Genomic DNA, 16,826 nt, shown 5'->3' with positions numbered 1-16,826 from the left:
AGAGCAAATGTCACACGTGACAGATCACGAAAAAGAACTCTTTCTGGGCGCACGCCGCGATGCCTTCAAATGGCAGGTATTCGGCATGGTCGGCATGGCAATGGGCGTGGCCTCTATGATTGGCTGGGCGATGCTCCTTCCCCTGAAGGAAATCCGCGCGGTGCCATTCTCCATTGATCCGGACACGAAACTGCCGGTCCTGCTGACTGAAAAAGTCGAAGAACTGGAACCTTCTGAGGCGATGGCCTTCCGTGAAGTCGCAAATTATGTGCGCGACCGGGAAACCTATGATGTCCAGGACAACAACGAGCGCCTGAAATCGGTGCTGCGTCGTTCTGATGAGCTGGCCGAAACGTCCTACCGCGAACTGTGGGACGGTTCGAACGACAACCATCCTGACGAAATCTATACGCCCAAGACAAAGGTGCAGACCGAAATTCTGGGCGTCTCGCCGGTCAACGATGAGACGGTGCAGGTCGAGATCCGCAAGTCCCTGATCGTGCCAAACCAAGCAACGGCCTCAGCCCGCTACGTGGTCACTGTGACCTACGGGTTTGAGGAAAAAATCGTGACGTCGATGGATGAGCTTCTGGAAAATCCGTTCGGCTTCGTCGTCACCAACTACCGCGTAGACGCCATAGGGAAGGTCTGATGCAGCGTTCTTTCAAAACACTCACCGCCACCGCCGCAGCAGTTTTGGCATTCTCTACGCCTCTGCTCGCTGAAATCACACCGACGCCAGACGGAAAGAATGCGGATCATCGCATCACGCATTTCCATTACGTCGAGAACCAGGTGTACCGCATCACTGTAGGTGAACGCCTGATTACCTATGTTCACTTTCCGCAGGGCGAGACCGTCCGCAGCATTGGCGCGGGCGACACTGAGAGTTTTCAGATCACCCGCCTGCAGGAAGGTCGCGTTATTGCGTTCAAGCCAGAAATCCTGAACTCGGATTCAAACCTGACCGTCCTGACCAATCGCGGGACATACAACTTCTATCTGGTTCCGGCCGAGAGCGCCGCCGAACGCAAACGTGTTCCATTTCGGGTCACGTTCTACAACAAAAACAACAGCGGCGGGACCACAACGCGTCGCGGCACAGTCGCTCGGAGCGAGCCGAAGCCAACTGGCCGGTTTGTGAACCAGAACTATTCGCGCTCGGGCAAAGCGGACTTTGCGCCCACCGCCGTGTGGGATGATGGCGTTCACACCTATATGCAAATCCCGCAGGATGCGGAGTTGCCGGGGATTTTCCGTGTCCTGCCTGATGGCCGCGAGCTGATGGTGAACACCACAGTCAAAGAGCGCGGCATTATCCAGGTGCAGGGCCTTTCCGACCTTTGGACACTGCGCATCGAAGACACTTCGATCTGTGTACGAAACGATGGCGACGCGTTTCAGCAGGCGAGTGCAACGGGCAGGCCCGTTACTTCACAGACAGTTAAACCGGGGGGCAGCAAGTAATGGATCGCAATCAGACAATTGCGGCACGGGCGGCGGCTGAACAGCCGTCGCAACGTGTCCGGAAGAAGTTCGACCCAAAGAAGCTGATAACCGTTGCGATCGCAGGAGCGGTGTTCCTGGGCTTTGTATGGTTTGTCATGGGCCATGAAAACAAAAGCACGAACACGGGTGTCCGCGTTGACGCTTTGCAACAAGGTGGTGGCGAGCGATACGGGCTTTTGACCGCACGGGGACCAGAGGCCGATGAGCCGGAACCAGAGGCTTTGCCCGAGGAAATTGAGGTGGCAACACCGGCAACAGTGCCGCAGGTCGATTCCGAAGGGCTGAAACAAGCCTTGAAAACTATCGAGCAACAGAACGGTCGGATTTCCGATCTGCAAGACGAGCTGACGGACGCCAAAGTTTCGCTGTCCGAAAAAGACGGTGAAATCGCAACGCTGAACCTGACCAATGAACGCCTTCAGGTCAGATATGATGAGCGAGAGAAGAAGTTCCAGACGGAACTTGCCCAGGCCATCGCAGATGCGGAGGCCCGGGCACTTGCCAGCGTAAGCCACCTTCAGGCGCAAGGTCTGACCGATGACGAGCGGCGCAGACTCGAAGAACTGAAGAAGATGCGCCAGCGGCAGAACCAGTCGGACGGCATTGTGTTCGATGAAAACCCATACGGCAGAAACTGATGGAGCTGACGATGAACAGAACAGCACTCACCCTCGCCCTGGTCACGTTGGCCTCAAGCGCGATGGCACAGGACGCACCCGGTCAAAACTACCAGCCGATCAATGGTGGATCGCAGCCGGTCATTTTCCAACCCTTCCCTGCAGCGCCGCAGCCGGTTCAAGTCCAGCCAGACGACACCCGCCTGCCTGAAGATCAACGCGGCTATCAGGAAAACCAAAACACGACATGGCAAAACAATCTGGTCGAAGAATATCCCCCCATCGTCGGGGCCTCGATCATTGACGATCCGTCGCGCACCCTGACGCAAGGCACGGTTTTGTCGGCTGTGTTCGGTGGCGCGGTCAGCTCGGAGTTGCCCGGCAGTGTCGTGGCGACGATTACACGTGGCGTCTACTCGATGGACGGCACGCGTTTGCTTCTGCCGCGCGGATCGAAGCTCTTTGGCGAGTATCGAGCGGACACGACATTGGCGCAAACGCGCATCATGATCGTTTGGAGCCGTGTCATCACGCCTGACGGCCTGTCAACTCAGGTCGGATCGGCTGGTACGGACGGTCAAGGCCGGACTGGTGCGACCGGCAGGGTGAACACACACTTTGGGAAACGGTTCGGAACTGCAGCGCTGTTGTCCATCATCGGCATTGCGCCGGTGGCACTGGTCTCTGACAACGATAGCAACAACTCGGTTCGCACTGATCTGGCAACGCAAGTGGGGTCTAACCTGCAGAACGCTACGGCAGCGGCGCTTGATGAATACCTGCGCATTACTCCGACAGTCTTTGTCGATCAGGGCAGTCGCATCAACGCCATCCTGCAGCGCGACGTTGTGTTCGATAGCTTCTGAGCGCGAGCCAATGAGCCGACCGCCTCAGCAGTCTTTCCGGCCGCTGCCAGCATGATCGAGTGCGGTAGCGGCCTTTTTTGAAGCAAATTCAGCACTTTTTGGAAGCAATGAATCTTATGTGGATGCCTTCGTGTTCGAGGCAAAGCCGAGATGCAGCGAAGGCAACCTCCAGTGTTCAAAAAAGTGCTCTACCAAGGACAAGAACATGAGCGGGCGGAACGGCAATAGCCTTCTGGAATACTATACAGGCAAGATCGAGCATCTGTTGCACGATGAAAGCCTGAGCGAAATTTCTGTGAATCCTGACGGATCGGTCTGGGTCGAAGAAATGGGCACAACACACATGACCAGGACAGACATTACTCTGAACAGAGATGATGTGGAAAACATCGGGCGCTGCGTGGCCGGATTCAGCGATGTGACATTCGGAGAAAAGAAGCCGATTGCGACGGCCAACGTGCCGACACAGCAGGGTAAAGCGCGGGTGCAGGTTGTGATTCCGCCAGCAACAACCGGCGTGGGGTCCGTGGCGATCCGCCTGCTCCGCGTGAAAACCGTCGATCTGGGCGCGTTCAGCTTCGCCAGCAAAGAGGCGGCGTTGGCAGAAAACAATGATCACAGCGCGCTTGAAAAGGCTCGGGCTGCTCTCGCTGCCGGAACAATGAACTTTGACGAGCTGGCCGACCTTGCGATGCTAAGCAAATGGAACGTGATCATTGCCGGGGGCACCTCGTCTGGCAAAACCACTGTTCTCAATGCAATGCTGAAGCGCGTCGATCCTGGCGAACGGATCGTGACGATTGAAGAAGTGGCCGAGCTGGACATCGAGCAACCCAATTCTGTCGATCTACTTGCTGACCGTTCCGAAGAAGATGGCCCTCGATCACCAACAAAGCTGCTGGAATCGGCGCTGAGGTTACGGCCTGACCGCCTCGTCTGCGGTGAAATTCGGGGCGACGACGCAAATATGTTCCTGGAACTGGTGAACACCGGCCACGATGGTTCTGTTTGTACCATGCACGCCAACTCACCAGTAGATGCCATTGGACGTATGAGCAAGATGGTGCGTCGCGGATCTCCGACCGTTCAAAAGTCAGAAGTGGTCGATGACATCCGGGCCACCATTCACATGATCGTTCACATGAAGAAAATCGGTGACGAACGGAAGGTCAACGGAGTGATCTTCCCACCCCTGATGACCGCTGATCAACTTATCTGAAGGAGAAATAGAATGAAAAAATTTGAGTATCGTAATGTCTTGATGCGGGTAGAGGAAAATGCAGGCGAGAAGTTTGCGAAGCTCGGGCAAGACGGTTGGGAAATGGTCGGCGTCGTACCTGCCGAGTTTGGCATCGTGTGCTTCTTCAAACGCGAGCTGACCGATGGCTGAGTTTCAGGATCTACCCAAAGGCAAGAAGGTCGCGATAGCCGGTACTATGGGCTTTATCGCTACCTCGGCTTGCGCGGTGTTGGTGGTCGGGCTGGCTCTCGAATACATCAACACCAGAGGCTTTCGCGGGCTGGACATCTGGGCGATCCCAGAGAAGTTCATGGCACAGCCTGCAGAGACGCAGCAGATCATGGGTCTGGTGGCGGTGGTCGCAGTGGGTGTTTTGACCTTTGCATTTGTGGCGGCTGCGCTGCGTGGTCCCTCAACGAAATACGGTGATGCGACCTTTGCAAAGGCCCCTCAGCTCGTCCAGGAAGGCTATGCGTCGGTTCTGAAGCTCAAAGACAAATTGGATAGTGAAATCGTGTTTGCCAAATTTGGTGAGCCAAAGGACAAAAACGCGATCTACTATAAGCCCGGCCCCGGTGTCCAAAAGCCGCACGCGATGTTCATTGCCCCGTCTGGTTCGGGCAAAACCAGCGGCTTTGTGATCCCGAATGTCCTGCGTTTCAATGGGTCTTGCGTCGTCCTGGACATCAAGGGCGAGATTTTCCAGACAACCGGCGCGCGTCGGGCAGCAATGGGCGATGAGGTTTTTATGTTCGACCCCGAGAACCCCGACAAAAGCCACAGCTACAACCCTCTGCGCCGCGCAGCACGTGCCGACAATCTGGACCGGCGATGGGAAGAAGTGATTCAGGTTGCAACTCAGATGTTCGACACGCCCAGCTCGTCCGCGCAGGGCTTTATGGGTGGTGTTGAAGGCATGTTCTGCGCAATGGCGATGCTGGCGATCAAAAGAAAGCGGCCATACATTTCCGAAGTCCTGCGCCTGGTCAAAACGACCAAGCAAAAGGACTATGAGAAAATGGCTGAAGAAGTTGGATATGCGCGAGCTGCAGATGAGTTTCTGAATCTTGCAGCCGAAGAATCCAAAATCCTGCGGTCAACGATTTCGGTTATGTTGAACTCCGGCCTGCAGCTCTGGCGCAACCCGTCGGTAGCAAGAGCCACGCAGGGCAATGACATCAACTTTGAAGATCTGCGTCGGCGCCCCAGCTCGATCTACTTTTCCGTGCCAGGGAAAAAGGTCAAAGAGTTCCGGACGCTCATTCGCCTGTTCTTCCTCGATCTGGTGAACACCATCGAAACTGTTGAGCCGGGCGAAGATGAGCCGTTCAAGGTTTTGATGCTGCTCGATGAGTTCCAACGCCTCGGCCATCTTGAGCGCGTTGTTGAAGCCTATGACACCATGCGATCGTTCGGGGGCAGGCTCGTGGTGATTTCGCAAACACTGTCGCGCCTACAGGACATTTATGGGCACGAGGGTGTGCGGGCGATGCTGGCAAACGCTGGAACCCAGATGTTTGCCGCCTCAGAGGATTCCGAAGTACGCGAACATGTGTCCAGGTCCATCGGGGACAAAACGGTCATAAGCAAGTCGAAGTCTCGAGCACTCGGCAAGATGGAAATGGGCAGCATATCAGAGCGTGAAGAAGGCATTCGGCTGCTCCGGCCAGAGCACGTTGGTCGTCTGCCGGAAAACGAGGTTGTGCTGATCCGCGAAGGCAAGATGCCCGTGATTGCGAACAAGATTCGATATTTCGAAGATCCTTATTTCATGCAGTTCCTTGGTGGCGACACGCCAAAGATCAAAGGGACACACCTGGATCTTGCTGAAGAGCAGGCCAAGGATACGGCAAAGGCAGTGGCTGATGCGAAACCGGCCCCTGCCCCGGTGAAAGAGGTTTCTGAAAAAGACCAGGAACTTCAGGCGGCATTTGATGCGCAGCGCACGGTCGCAAAGCGGAAAAGTCGGTCAGCGAAAGATATGGCGATGGAGAAAATGAAAGCCAAACGGGCTGAAAGTAGCGCCTTCACTTGACGGGGGTAACAGGACGCGGCCGAACCGGACCTTACTTCAATATGCAGAGAACGGCAGGAGAGAGCCCGTCTCGGCCATTGTGATTCTCTGCTGCGAGCGCGCGCAGCACGGAAATCGTTGCGGATGCTCGGTCTTGTATGCCGCGCGGCGGCGGAGAACGCTGCCATTCGTTCATCGCGTAGCGACAACTTCGACGGCAATTAACAGGTCCGGGACTTTTCCGCCGTTGCCCTTCCGGGTGTTTGCTGACGCAGCATATAATCGCAGGCGCGGCGCGCTCATCGCTGCGTTGCAGCCGATCTCGCAAAAGCAGTCATTGAAAGCCACTCTGAGGGTCGGGTGGCCAAAGGTCCGCTACGGTATCAGGTTTCTTGTAAAATATAGGTCACTGATTTTTGATCAAAGGTCAATTATCTTTGAATGATGGAAGACTTTGCGTAATAATGGAAAGCATCTTAGGGAAACAAAAATGAAAACATCTTTGAACGCCATCAAACCCGTGCAATGCAAGACGCTTCAGAAGGAAGTGGAACGATAGCTTTGCCAACTAACTTTGGGGTCAAGCTGGCAACAGGTGAAGAGATCACAGCCGCCACTATCACCCAGACCTTCGGTGTTTACCCAATGCCCTTGTGCGAGGTGATTGCCCGCCTGATAGCAACTGGCAACTGCAAAAGTTAGGTAGATTTTCACGACGAAATTATGCGAGTAGATAGAACATGCTTAAGAATGCCAAACCGATTCAAAAAGATAAGCTACACGACCAAGTCTATAGTCAGTTGTGCACTCTTTTGCGCGAAGGTGAGTTCACACCCGGTCAGGCAGTCCATGTTGCTCGCGTCGCAGAAGCCTTCGGTGTGAGTGCCATGCCTGTGCGCGAAGCGCTGACACGGCTCCAAGCGATTGGTGTTGTGGCAAATGTTTCGGGCCGGTCGCTCGGCGTGCCGAGCCTGGGATATGAAGAACTTACTGACCTTCGCGATGTACGTCTTGAAGTTGAGGCGCTGGCCATGAAATGGGCTATGGCAAATCGCGACGATCGTTTTGTTTCTGACCTTGAGAAAATGCTGAAACGACTGGAGGCCACAGAGCTATCCAGCGATGTGCAGGGCTATATCAAAGCAAACTATGAGTTTCATCTGCGGATCTACCAGCAGTCGAACTCTCCGGTTCTGATCGATATCATCAACACGCTATGGCTGCGTGTCAGTCCGCACCTGTATCAGCTGGAACGGGAAAATCAGTACAAGGTTTCCAACATTCATCACCGGAAAATAGTGCGAGCTGTCCGGGAAGGCAACGAAGCAACTGCCAAACAGGAGCTTGTTCTGGATATTTCCGAGGCCTACGACGTTCTCGTTAGAACCTTGTTTTCGAACAACCCTTCTCGCTGAAAGTAACAGCAAGCGAATACCCGGCCGAGACCCTATTCTAATATGTCCGAATACCGGGCTCGCTGTGTTCCAGTCCTTTGAACGTCCCTCAACGCCGTGAAATCTGAGATTTCTTGACTGATTCGGATTCTCCCAAGCTATCAAAGCTCACGCAACCAACTGAAATTTATCGAGAAATGGAGTACAAAAAAAATATTGATTTTTGATCAATTATCAATGCTTATTGAACATGTCCGACGAAACGGCCGCTATGGTCGTTCGTGACGGGCACAGTCACGGGAGGAATACAGTGAAATATTCGAAAATTGCCGCAACCTTGGTTGCCGGTTCTCTGGCCATTGGCGCATCTTCTGCCTCAGCCGATATTCTGGATGTCCACATGAGCATCCCCAAGGACCTGACGTTTTTGGCGGACAGTGCGAAATTAATGGACGAAACTTTGCGGAACATGAGTGGTGGCGATATAGGTCTGCAACTTTATGGTTCCGGAGAATTGGTTCCAGCAGGTGAAATTCTGGAAAACGTAAGCTCTGGTGCCATTCCAGCTGGTTGGAGCTTTCTTGGCCAATGGGGCGGTAAAGTACCCGTGGCCCAGATCGGCGCGACACCATTCGGTGCCGGTCCGGACGCGTTGGCCGCATGGCTACATGTGGGCGGTGGTCTCGAAATCGTTCAGCGCGGGTTTGACGATCTGAACATCAAGGTTCTGGCCTGTCACATCACAGCACCCGAACCGGGCGGCTGGTTTAACAAGGAAATCAACTCGGTCGAGGACTTCAACGGTTTGAAAATGCGCATGGGCGGCGTAGGCGCGCGTGTTCTGAATGAATTCGGAGCCTCTGCCCAGTTCATGCCTGCGGGCGAAATCTATCTGGCGCTTGAACGGGGCCGCATTGACGCGACCGAATTCTCTCTCCCGATCATCGACAAGGACTTTGGTTTCAACCAGATCGCTAAATTCCAGTACTATCCGGGTTGGCACCAGCCGGGCAGCGTTGATGTCCTGATGATCAACATGGATGTCTGGAATGGCATGAGCGCGGGCGAACAGGCAATGTATGAAGCCGCCTGTCAGGTCAGCATGGCCTGGACCCTACAATTCGCACCTGCCGCACAAACCCCCCAGATCGAAATTTTCGAAGAAGGTGGCATTGTGGTCAAGTCCTTCCCCGATGAAGTTCTGGCGGAACTGCGAACTGCAACCGAACGCGTGCTGAGCGCCGAAGCCGAGAAAGACGCGCTTTATGGCGAAGCATACCACTCGATGAAGGCCTTTGTGGCATCGTCGGGTCGCTGGACCGGCCTTCAGAACATCCCCGCCGAGTAAACCAGCATGGCACACGGTATGGACACACCTCCGGGTGATCCAAACCGTGGCACAGGCCTTGTCCATACGGTTCTTCGCGGGATCGTATGGATAGGCCAGGCCGCGGCTTGGCTTATCATTCCCATCCTCGTTCTGGTCATGATCGGCGTGACATTGTCAGCCGCCAAGATTGGTACAATCCTTCGATGGGAAAGTGACGTTTTCCTGTTTGGATCAAAGCTCACATTATCCAGCATCGGTGATCTGCAATGGCACCTTTTCGGGATCATGCTGATGCTCACCATGGCGGGTGCGATCGTCACAGACCGCCACGTACGCGTCGATTTCCTGCGTCAACACTTTAGCAAACGCACCAAGAATGTCATCGAGATCATCGGTCATCTGGTCCTGCTCGCGCCTCTTTGCGTCATCGTGGTTTATCACGGGTATGACTTCGCCTTGCGCTCCTTCAACATGGGCGAAGGGTCTGATTACGACGGCATGTATGACCGCTTTGTACTCAAGGCCTTCGTGCCTATCGGTTTTGGCCTGATGCTGCTCGCCGGCCTTGGCCTGACTCTCCAGAAAATCAGAATTTTGTTCGGCAAAGGGAAATCCAATGATTGAGCACTTTGTTCCCCTTTCCATGGTCATATGCCTGCTTTTGGGAATTTTCAGCGGCTACCCGGTTGCTTTTGTTCTTGGCGGCATCGGCATTGCGTTTGCCTTCATCGGTGGATTGCCTTTTGCATTCCTCAAAATCGGAGTCTCGCGGATATACGCTGGCGTTATCGAGAACTGGCTTCTGCTCGCGGTGCCCTTGTTCGTCTTTATGGGCGCCATGCTTGATAAATCCGGGTTAGCGCAGAATTTGCTTTATTCGCTTGAGCGCGCCTTAGGACGCAGGCGCGGTGGACTGGCCATTTCCGTTGCATTGCTGGGCATCGTCATGGCGGCCAGCACAGGTATCGTTGGCGCGTCGGTGGTTATGCTGAGTACTTTGGCTCTGCCCATCATGCTGCGCGAAAAATACAAACCGGAACTGGCAGTCGGCACAATCGCTGCTTCGGGTACACTGGGTATTTTGATCCCGCCCTCAATTATGTTGGTCCTCGTCGGCGACATTCTGCAGATATCAGTTGGCGAATTGTTCGTTGGGGCGATGATTCCTGGCTTGCTTCTAGGCGGTCTGTATATTGCCTACATTGTCTTCGTCGCGTTGACGAAACCAGGTGACGCCCCTGTGTCAACGCAAGTTCCGGCAGAAGGGTCGCTTGTACTGGCGCTTGTGCGCGATTTGTTTGCGCCGCTCGTACTTATCCTGACTGTTCTGGGTTCAATTGCTACAGGCACGGCCACTCCTACCGAAGCGGCAGGACTGGGTGCGATCTGCGCCATGATCTTGGCGGCGATCAATCGCAAATTGACCATGAAGACTATGTCCAGCTGTGTTCGTGAAACTGGCTATACCTCCGCCATGATCTTGGGTGTTTTGGTTGGTGCTACGGTCTTTGGAATGGTGTTCAAGGGTCTCAAAGGCGACAAGATGATCGAGAACGCCATCCTGTTCTTCGATCTGGGCGCATATGGCACGCTGGGCATCTTGCTACTGCTGATTTTCATCATGGGCTTCTTCCTGGAGTGGGTCGAGATCAGCTTTATCGTTTTGCCGCTCTTTGCACCTATCGTTGCAGGATTGGACTTCGGACTTGGGATTTCGCGTGAACAGCAACTGCTGTGGTTTGCCATGCTTGTGGCGGTTAACTTGCAGACCAGTTTTCTAACGCCACCTTTTGGATATTCCCTGTTCTACGTCAAAGGTGTGGCTCCACCCGAAATATCGATCCGAACCATTTATCGCGGGATCATTCCGTTTGTCGCACTGCAACTGCTTGGTCTTGCATTGCTGATCGTCTGGCCGAGCCTCGTACTTTGGGCCCCATCCGCCGTGTTCGGAAACTAGGGGCGAATATGACGGATCAATCTCCCAAAATTCCCTCACCGCTGGCAGGACTAAAATTGCCAGGTCTAATAGGCAAAAAAGTTGTGATTACTGCCGGCGCAAGCGGGATTGGACTAAGTATTGCCCGCTTGCTGTACTCACAAGGTGTTCAGATCGCGATCTGCGACGTCGATGCAAACGCCTTGCGCACGGTCTGCGTTGAGCTTGAAGGCTGTGTCGCCGTCGAGGCTGATGTGTCTGACGAAACAGCGGTGGATACATTCTTTGACAAGGTGCAGGACACCTTTGGAGGGTTGGATGCTCTGGTAAACAACGCTGGGATTGCCGGGCCAACCGGCAATCTCGAAGACCTATCCCCAGATGATTGGCGGCGGTGTATCGACATTTGCCTGACAGGGCAGTTTCTGTCGGCACGTCGGGCCATACCGATGATTAAGGCGGGTGGCGGCGGCGCTCTGGTTAATATGTCCTCGTCAGCTGGCAAACATGGATACGCCTATCGCACTCCCTACTCGGCGGCCAAATTCGGCGTAATCGGACTGACACAAAGCCTCGCCAAGGAGCTGGGTCCTGACAATATCCGGGTCAATGCCGTTCTGCCCGGAATTGTTGAAGGACCCAGAATGGAAAAGGTGATCCGCGATCGTGCAGACACCGCCGGTACTAGCTACGCCGAAATGAAGAACGACTACCTCAAGAACATCTCAATGCGTCGGATGGTGAGCCCGGACGACGTTGCCGCGACCGTTGCATTCCTGATCTCGGATGCTGGCGCGAACCTGTCGGGGCAGTCCCTTGCCGTTGACGGGAACGTGGAAACGCTTTGAACTCAATTGGAAAATCAAGCATGAGTAACAACAACAAGAACGCAGGCAAGGTTATCATCACCTGTGCTGTAACCGGTGCCATTCATACACCATCGATGTCGCCGCATCTGCCTGTGACGCCGGAAGAGATCATCAAAGACTCCCTGGCCGCTGCCGAGGCGGGCGCGGCGATCCTGCATTTGCACGCCCGTCATCCTGACGGCCGGCCGGACCAAAGTCCTGAAGGGTTCGCTGCGTTTTTGCCGCAGATCAAGCAGAGCACAAATGCCGTGGTCAACATTACCACTGGCGGTAGCCCCTATATGAGCGTTGAAGAACGCGCCGCACCCGCGGCGACCTATCAGCCGGAACTCGCCTCGTTGAATATGGGGTCCATGAATTTCGGACTCTACCCTATGCTCAATCGGTTCAAGGAATTTAAGCATGACTGGGAGCGGGAGCACCTAGAAGGGTCTAAAGACCTCGTCTTCCGCAATTCGTTTAGAGACATCGAGTATGTGCTGGAGACCTGTTACGGCAACGGGACGCGGTTTGAGTTTGAGTGCTACGACACATCACATCTCTACAATCTGGCGCATTTTGCCGATCGCGGCTTGGTAAAGGCCCCGTTCTTCGTACAATCGGTTTTCGGCCTGCTCGGCGGCATTGGGCCGCATCCTGAAGATGTGATGCACATGAAGCGCACCGCGGACAGGCTGTTCGGTGACGATTTCCGTTGGTCCGTCCTTGGTGCGGGATCTAACCAATTCCGGATCGCAGCGCAGGCGGCAACGCTCGGTGGAAACGTGCGGGTCGGGCTTGAAGACAGCCTTTGGGCCGGTCGTGGCGAATTGGCAAAATCCAGCGCCGTTCAAGTCAAGAAGGTGCGCGCTATCATCGAAAACCTGGGCATGCAGATCGCGACCCCGGATGAAGTCCGCGACATTCTCGGCCTCAAGGGCGGCGATCAGGTGGCTTTCTGAGAATGCGCTACGACATCGAACATGACGGGCTATATTCGGTGCCCACAGAGCGCCGGGACTGCATTTGTGAGATTATGCTATGAAAAAAGCGCTCTCACCAAAGGCCGTCGCAGATCTCGTGCCAGATGGCGCGCGCATCATGATCGGTGGATTTATGGGGGTTGGCACCCCGACCAAGATTATCGACGCGCTTGTTGCCGCCGGACGGAAGGACCTGACGCTGATCGCGAATGACACGGCCCTGCCGGGGCGTGGCATTGGAAAGCTAGTCGCTGCCCGGGCCTTCAGTCGCGTTGTCGTGTCTCACATCGGCCTGAACCCGGAAACCCAGCGCCAATTGAACGCAGGCATCCTTGAAGTGGAGCTCGTTCCGCAGGGCACGCTGATTGAGTGCATTCGTGCCGGAGGCGTGGGGCTTGGCGCGGTTGTCACACCGACCGGTCTTGGAACTCCTATTGAGGAGGGAAAGCAAGTTCTGGAAATCAAGGGGAAAAAATTCCTTGTTGAGGAACCCATCCGCGCCGATTTTGCCCTCATCGCGGCGCGGCAGGCCGACTACCTCGGCAACCTGGAATATTCGCTGACCGCGCAGAATTTCAACCCGACCATGGCGATGGCCGCCGATACTGTCGTGGCTGAACCGGACCATATCGTGCCCGTTGGCGTGATCCCGCCGGATGCCGTGCGCACCCCGGCTAGTCTGGTCGACCACCTGATCGAAAGGTCGACATAAATGCAGCCCAAGGAACGCATCGCCCGACGTGTCGCCCGCGAGATCGCACCCGGAATGCTTGTCAATCTGGGGATCGGACTACCCAGCCTCGTTGCCGGTTTTGTTCCTGCAGACGCAGGTGTTTTCTTTCAGTCCGAAAACGGGGTGATCGGTCTTGGCGCGCGTCCACCTGAGGGCATGGAAGAACCGGACCTGACCGATGCCGGCGGCGGCTTCGTGACCGCTGTTCCCGGCGCGGCAGCCATCGACAGTGCAATGAGTTTTGGCCTGATCCGAGGTGGACATATTGATGTGACGGTGCTGGGTGGCCTGCAAGTGAACGAACGCGGCTTACTGGCAAACTGGATGATTCCCGGCGCCATGGTGCCCGGCATGGGCGGGGCGATGGACCTCGCTTCCGGAGCCCGCAAGGTCATCGTGGCGATGCAGCACATGGCAAACGGCAAAAGCAAAATCGTTCGCAAATGCGATCTGCCGCTAACATCCACGCGCCAGATTGACCTGTTGGTCACAGACCTTGCGGTTTTTGAGGTTGCCGGGTCCGGCCTAATACTGACGGAAACAGCGCCAGATGTAACCGTTGAGGAAGTCCAGGCCGCGACCGAGGCGCGGTTTGAGGTTTGCAGTGATCTTAAGCGCTTGGACGAAACCCGACCTGCCCAGGCAGGGGCCCAATGAAGCAACTGCTTTGAAATTGGCGTCAAAAAATTCATCCAGAGTCGACGCGTTTAAATTTTGCCACCGGATCTGCTGAGCCCTTTCCGGACAGACAGAGAGAGGAAAATCATGGAAAAGATTGCTGTAATTGGCTGCGGATTGATTGGCCAGGGCTGGGCGGCAGTATTCGCTCAGGCTGGTTTTGAGGTTGCGATGTATGACGTCTCGGCTGAGGCTGCGGATCTCGCTTTGAAAGCCATGGAGAAACGGATTTCCGATCTCGTCGAGTTTGATCTGGTTGCACCTTCCGAGGCCCCCCAGATCCTGCAGCGCATCAAGTTGGTGACCAGTCTCGAAGAGGCTTTGGACCAAGCCATATATGTTCAGGAAAACGGTCCGGAAGACGTTGGAATAAAGAACCAGATCACTGAAACGCTGGATGCAATCGCGGCCAGCGACGTGCCTATCGGAAGCTCTACATCAGGCATATCTGCATCGCGCTACTGCAAGGATATTGAGGGTCGGCACCGGTGCCTTGTGGTGCATCCCATCAACCCGCCCCATCTTCATCCCGCAGTTGAAATTGTCCCTACGCCGTGGACTGATCAAAATGCCATTTCGATGGTGAATGATCTGATGATCAAATGCGGACGCGAAACCATCGTGCTGAGCGAGGAGATCGACGGGTTTATTGTGAACCGCCTGCAAGGTGCGCTTCTGGAAGAGGCGTTCAAGTTGGTGGGCAATGGAATCGTTTCAGCCGAGGATCTGGATAAAGCCATTTGCGATGGGCTTGGGCTGCGCTGGTCCATCATGGGCCCAATGCAAACCATTCATCTGAACGCACCCGGAGGCGTCACTGACTACGTTGCGCGATATGGAAGCATGTATCGGGGATTTGGGATCGGCTCTTATGAAGGCGTTGACTGGGCCAGTGTCGCGAAGGACAAGCTTGCTGCCGAAATGGCCGAAAGAACGCCCGTCGCAAATATTCCCGAAGCGCAGATCGCGCGGGACAGAAAGCTGATGGCCTTGTTGCGCCATAAAGCTCAATCCCGGGCCAACAACTAAGAAGACTTTCGGCGTGGGTAAGCTGCGCTGCAGTCTCAAACGGACGGAAGGGGCCGTAAAGACATGATTCCTCAGCAAATTCTCTCGCTCAGCGGCGATGACAACATAGCCGTGGCGCTGCAGCGTATTGAGCGCGACGCAGAGCTGTCTCAATCCGGCCTGATGGCCAGGGATCCGATCCCATCGGGCCACAAGATCGCCGTGAGCCCCATCGCGTCCGGTCAGAAAGTCATCAAATATGGCCGCGTCATCGGTGTTGCCACCCAAGACATTCAAAGCGGTGAGCATGTTCACGTCCACAATGTTGCCATGACGAGTTTCCGGCGCGACGAGAACTACGGCCAAAGCGCCCGGAATACTGACATTTTGCCTTTGCCTGAACGGGCGACTTTTCAGGGATATCGACGAGCAAATGGCGAGATCGGAACCCGCAACTATGTGGGCATTGTAACCTCGGTGAACTGCTCGGCTTCGGCGGCAAAGCTTTTGGCACGCGAAGCCGAGCGCGCGGGTCTGTTGGAAAAATACCCCGGCGTTGACGGGATTGTGCCAATTGTTCACGGGGCGGGCTGCTGTATCGGGACCAATGACGATGCCTTTCGCAAGCTTCAGCGGGCGATCTGGGGGTTTGCCACGCACCCGAATTTCGCCTCAGTGCTGATGCTGGGGCTGGGCTGCGAAGCCAACCAGATCCCGCTGATGCTGGAAGCCTATGGCCGGCCACAGGACGAAAGCTTCCAGTATTACACGCTGCAAGAAGTGGGCGGGACACGTAAGTCGGTTGAGAAAGGCCTGCAGTGGCTTGAAACGGCCTTGGAAGCGGCTTCGAAAGCAAAACGCGAAACCGTGGATGCATCTCATCTGAGTGTCGCCTTGCAGTGCGGTGGCTCGGACGGCTATTCCGGCATCACGGCCAATCCCGCGCTCGGCTATGCCGTCGATCTTCTGGTCAAAAACGGCGGGACAGCGGCCCTGGCGGAAACACCAGAGATCTATGGTGCTGAGCACCTTTTGACGGATCGCGCGGCTACGGCTGAGGTCGGACAGAAGCTGGTTGATTTGCTGGAGTGGTGGGAAGACTACGCCGCCAAGCATGGCTCGGAAATGAACAACAATCCGACGCCGGGCAACAAGGCCGGAGGCCTGACCACGATCCTTGAAAAATCTCTCGGCGCGGTCGCCAAGGCCGGCAGCACGAATTTGAATGGGGTCTATCAATATGGCGAGAAGATCACCGCACGGGGTTTGGTCTTCGTTGACAGTCCTGGTTACGATCCGGTTTCACTAACCGGAGGGGTCGCCTCGGGCTGTAACATGATCTGTTTCACAACCGGGCGGGGGTCCTGCTATGGTAACAAACCGGTTCCGTCGATCAAAATTGCCTCCAACACTGCGATGTTCGATCGGATGAAAGGCGATATGGATATCAATTGCGGCACCATTGCAGACGGCAGCGAAACTGTGGCCGAAGCCGGTGAGCGGATTTTCAACGCAATCCTGAAGTCAGCCTCGGGGCAAAAAACACTTTCTGAAGAACTGGATGTCGGCGACGCGGAGTTCGCGCCTTGGCAGACCTACGCCCAGATGTAGACCTGGAATTCGAAGCCGCGCCTAGAAAATCGGGCGCGAACAGAACTGTTGGAAAA

General features: G+C 55.3%; 17 protein-coding genes. All 17 read left to right on the top strand.

The features are described 5' to 3' along the window. Positions 1-7: 7 nt before the first annotated feature. Entirely contained in the window at positions 8-652 is a 645-nt protein-coding gene (locus ACR0J0_RS17585) for a VirB8 family type IV secretion system protein (protein ID WP_152460679.1), read from the top strand. Further along, a complete protein-coding gene (locus ACR0J0_RS17580) occupies positions 652-1,467 on the top strand; it encodes a TrbG/VirB9 family P-type conjugative transfer protein (RefSeq protein ID WP_152460678.1) in 816 nt (271 codons plus the stop codon). The genes ACR0J0_RS17585 and ACR0J0_RS17580 overlap by 1 nt, the downstream gene beginning before the upstream one ends. Continuing rightward, positions 1,467-2,147, top strand: coding sequence for a hypothetical protein (locus tag ACR0J0_RS17575; RefSeq protein ID WP_152460677.1), 681 nt, complete (start codon positions 1,467-1,469; stop codon positions 2,145-2,147). The genes ACR0J0_RS17580 and ACR0J0_RS17575 overlap by 1 nt, the downstream gene beginning before the upstream one ends. An 11-nt stretch (positions 2,148-2,158) precedes the next feature. After that, positions 2,159-2,992 carry a TraB/TrbI/VirB10 family type IV secretion system protein gene (locus ACR0J0_RS17570; protein WP_170575215.1) on the top strand — a complete coding sequence of 278 codons (834 nt, stop codon included), beginning with the start codon at positions 2,159-2,161 and terminating at the stop codon, positions 2,990-2,992. A 205-nt stretch (positions 2,993-3,197) separates the two neighbouring features. Next, the gene (locus ACR0J0_RS17565; protein WP_152460675.1) at positions 3,198-4,211 is read left to right on the top strand and encodes an ATPase, T2SS/T4P/T4SS family; all 1,014 of its coding nucleotides are present in this window, start codon (positions 3,198-3,200) and stop codon (positions 4,209-4,211) included. Between the two features lie 12 nt (positions 4,212-4,223). Continuing rightward, positions 4,224-4,382 (top strand): DUF4177 domain-containing protein, encoded by a 159-nt coding sequence (locus ACR0J0_RS17560; RefSeq protein WP_152460674.1) that lies wholly within the window; start codon positions 4,224-4,226, stop codon positions 4,380-4,382. After that, positions 4,375-6,267, top strand: coding sequence for a type IV secretory system conjugative DNA transfer family protein (locus tag ACR0J0_RS17555; RefSeq protein WP_152460673.1), 1,893 nt, complete (start codon positions 4,375-4,377; stop codon positions 6,265-6,267). Before ACR0J0_RS17560 ends, ACR0J0_RS17555 begins: the two co-directional genes overlap by 8 nt. 719 nt (positions 6,268-6,986) lie before the next feature. After that, positions 6,987-7,661 (top strand): GntR family transcriptional regulator, encoded by a 675-nt coding sequence (locus tag ACR0J0_RS17550; RefSeq protein WP_480665409.1) that lies wholly within the window; start codon positions 6,987-6,989, stop codon positions 7,659-7,661. Between the two features lie 289 nt (positions 7,662-7,950). Further along, complete coding sequence (locus ACR0J0_RS17545) at positions 7,951-8,988, top strand: TRAP transporter substrate-binding protein (protein WP_480665408.1); 1,038 nt, start codon at positions 7,951-7,953, stop codon at positions 8,986-8,988. 138 nt (positions 8,989-9,126) lie between these two features. Beyond that, a complete protein-coding gene (locus ACR0J0_RS17540) occupies positions 9,127-9,594 on the top strand; it encodes a TRAP transporter small permease subunit (RefSeq protein WP_480665407.1) in 468 nt (155 codons plus the stop codon). Further along, complete coding sequence (locus ACR0J0_RS17535; protein WP_480665406.1) at positions 9,587-10,930, top strand: TRAP transporter large permease; 1,344 nt, start codon at positions 9,587-9,589, stop codon at positions 10,928-10,930. Before ACR0J0_RS17540 ends, ACR0J0_RS17535 begins: the two co-directional genes overlap by 8 nt. A gap of 8 nt (positions 10,931-10,938) precedes the next feature. Further along, complete coding sequence (locus ACR0J0_RS17530; protein WP_480665405.1) at positions 10,939-11,757, top strand: SDR family oxidoreductase; 819 nt, start codon at positions 10,939-10,941, stop codon at positions 11,755-11,757. Between the two features lie 20 nt (positions 11,758-11,777). Beyond that, positions 11,778-12,719, top strand: coding sequence for a 3,5-dioxohexanoate:acetyl-CoA acetone transferase (gene kce / locus ACR0J0_RS17525; RefSeq protein WP_303959441.1), 942 nt, complete (start codon positions 11,778-11,780; stop codon positions 12,717-12,719). A 79-nt stretch (positions 12,720-12,798) separates the two neighbouring features. Continuing rightward, a complete protein-coding gene (locus ACR0J0_RS17520) occupies positions 12,799-13,452 on the top strand; it encodes a CoA transferase subunit A (RefSeq protein WP_480665404.1) in 654 nt (217 codons plus the stop codon). Further along, positions 13,453-14,130: a 3-oxoacid CoA-transferase subunit B gene (locus ACR0J0_RS17515; protein WP_480665403.1), complete on the top strand. Its 678-nt coding sequence runs from the start codon at positions 13,453-13,455 to the stop codon at positions 14,128-14,130. It begins immediately after the preceding gene. A 108-nt stretch (positions 14,131-14,238) separates the two neighbouring features. Continuing rightward, positions 14,239-15,180 (top strand): 3-hydroxyacyl-CoA dehydrogenase, encoded by a 942-nt coding sequence (locus ACR0J0_RS17510; protein WP_480665402.1) that lies wholly within the window; start codon positions 14,239-14,241, stop codon positions 15,178-15,180. A gap of 63 nt (positions 15,181-15,243) precedes the next feature. Next, positions 15,244-16,770, top strand: coding sequence for a UxaA family hydrolase (locus ACR0J0_RS17505; RefSeq protein WP_480665401.1), 1,527 nt, complete (start codon positions 15,244-15,246; stop codon positions 16,768-16,770). Positions 16,771-16,826 lie beyond the last annotated feature (56 nt).

The sequence above is a fragment of the Ruegeria sp. BF12 genome (assembly GCF_056538705.1).
This window is presented reverse-complemented; position numbering and strand designations above follow the sequence as displayed.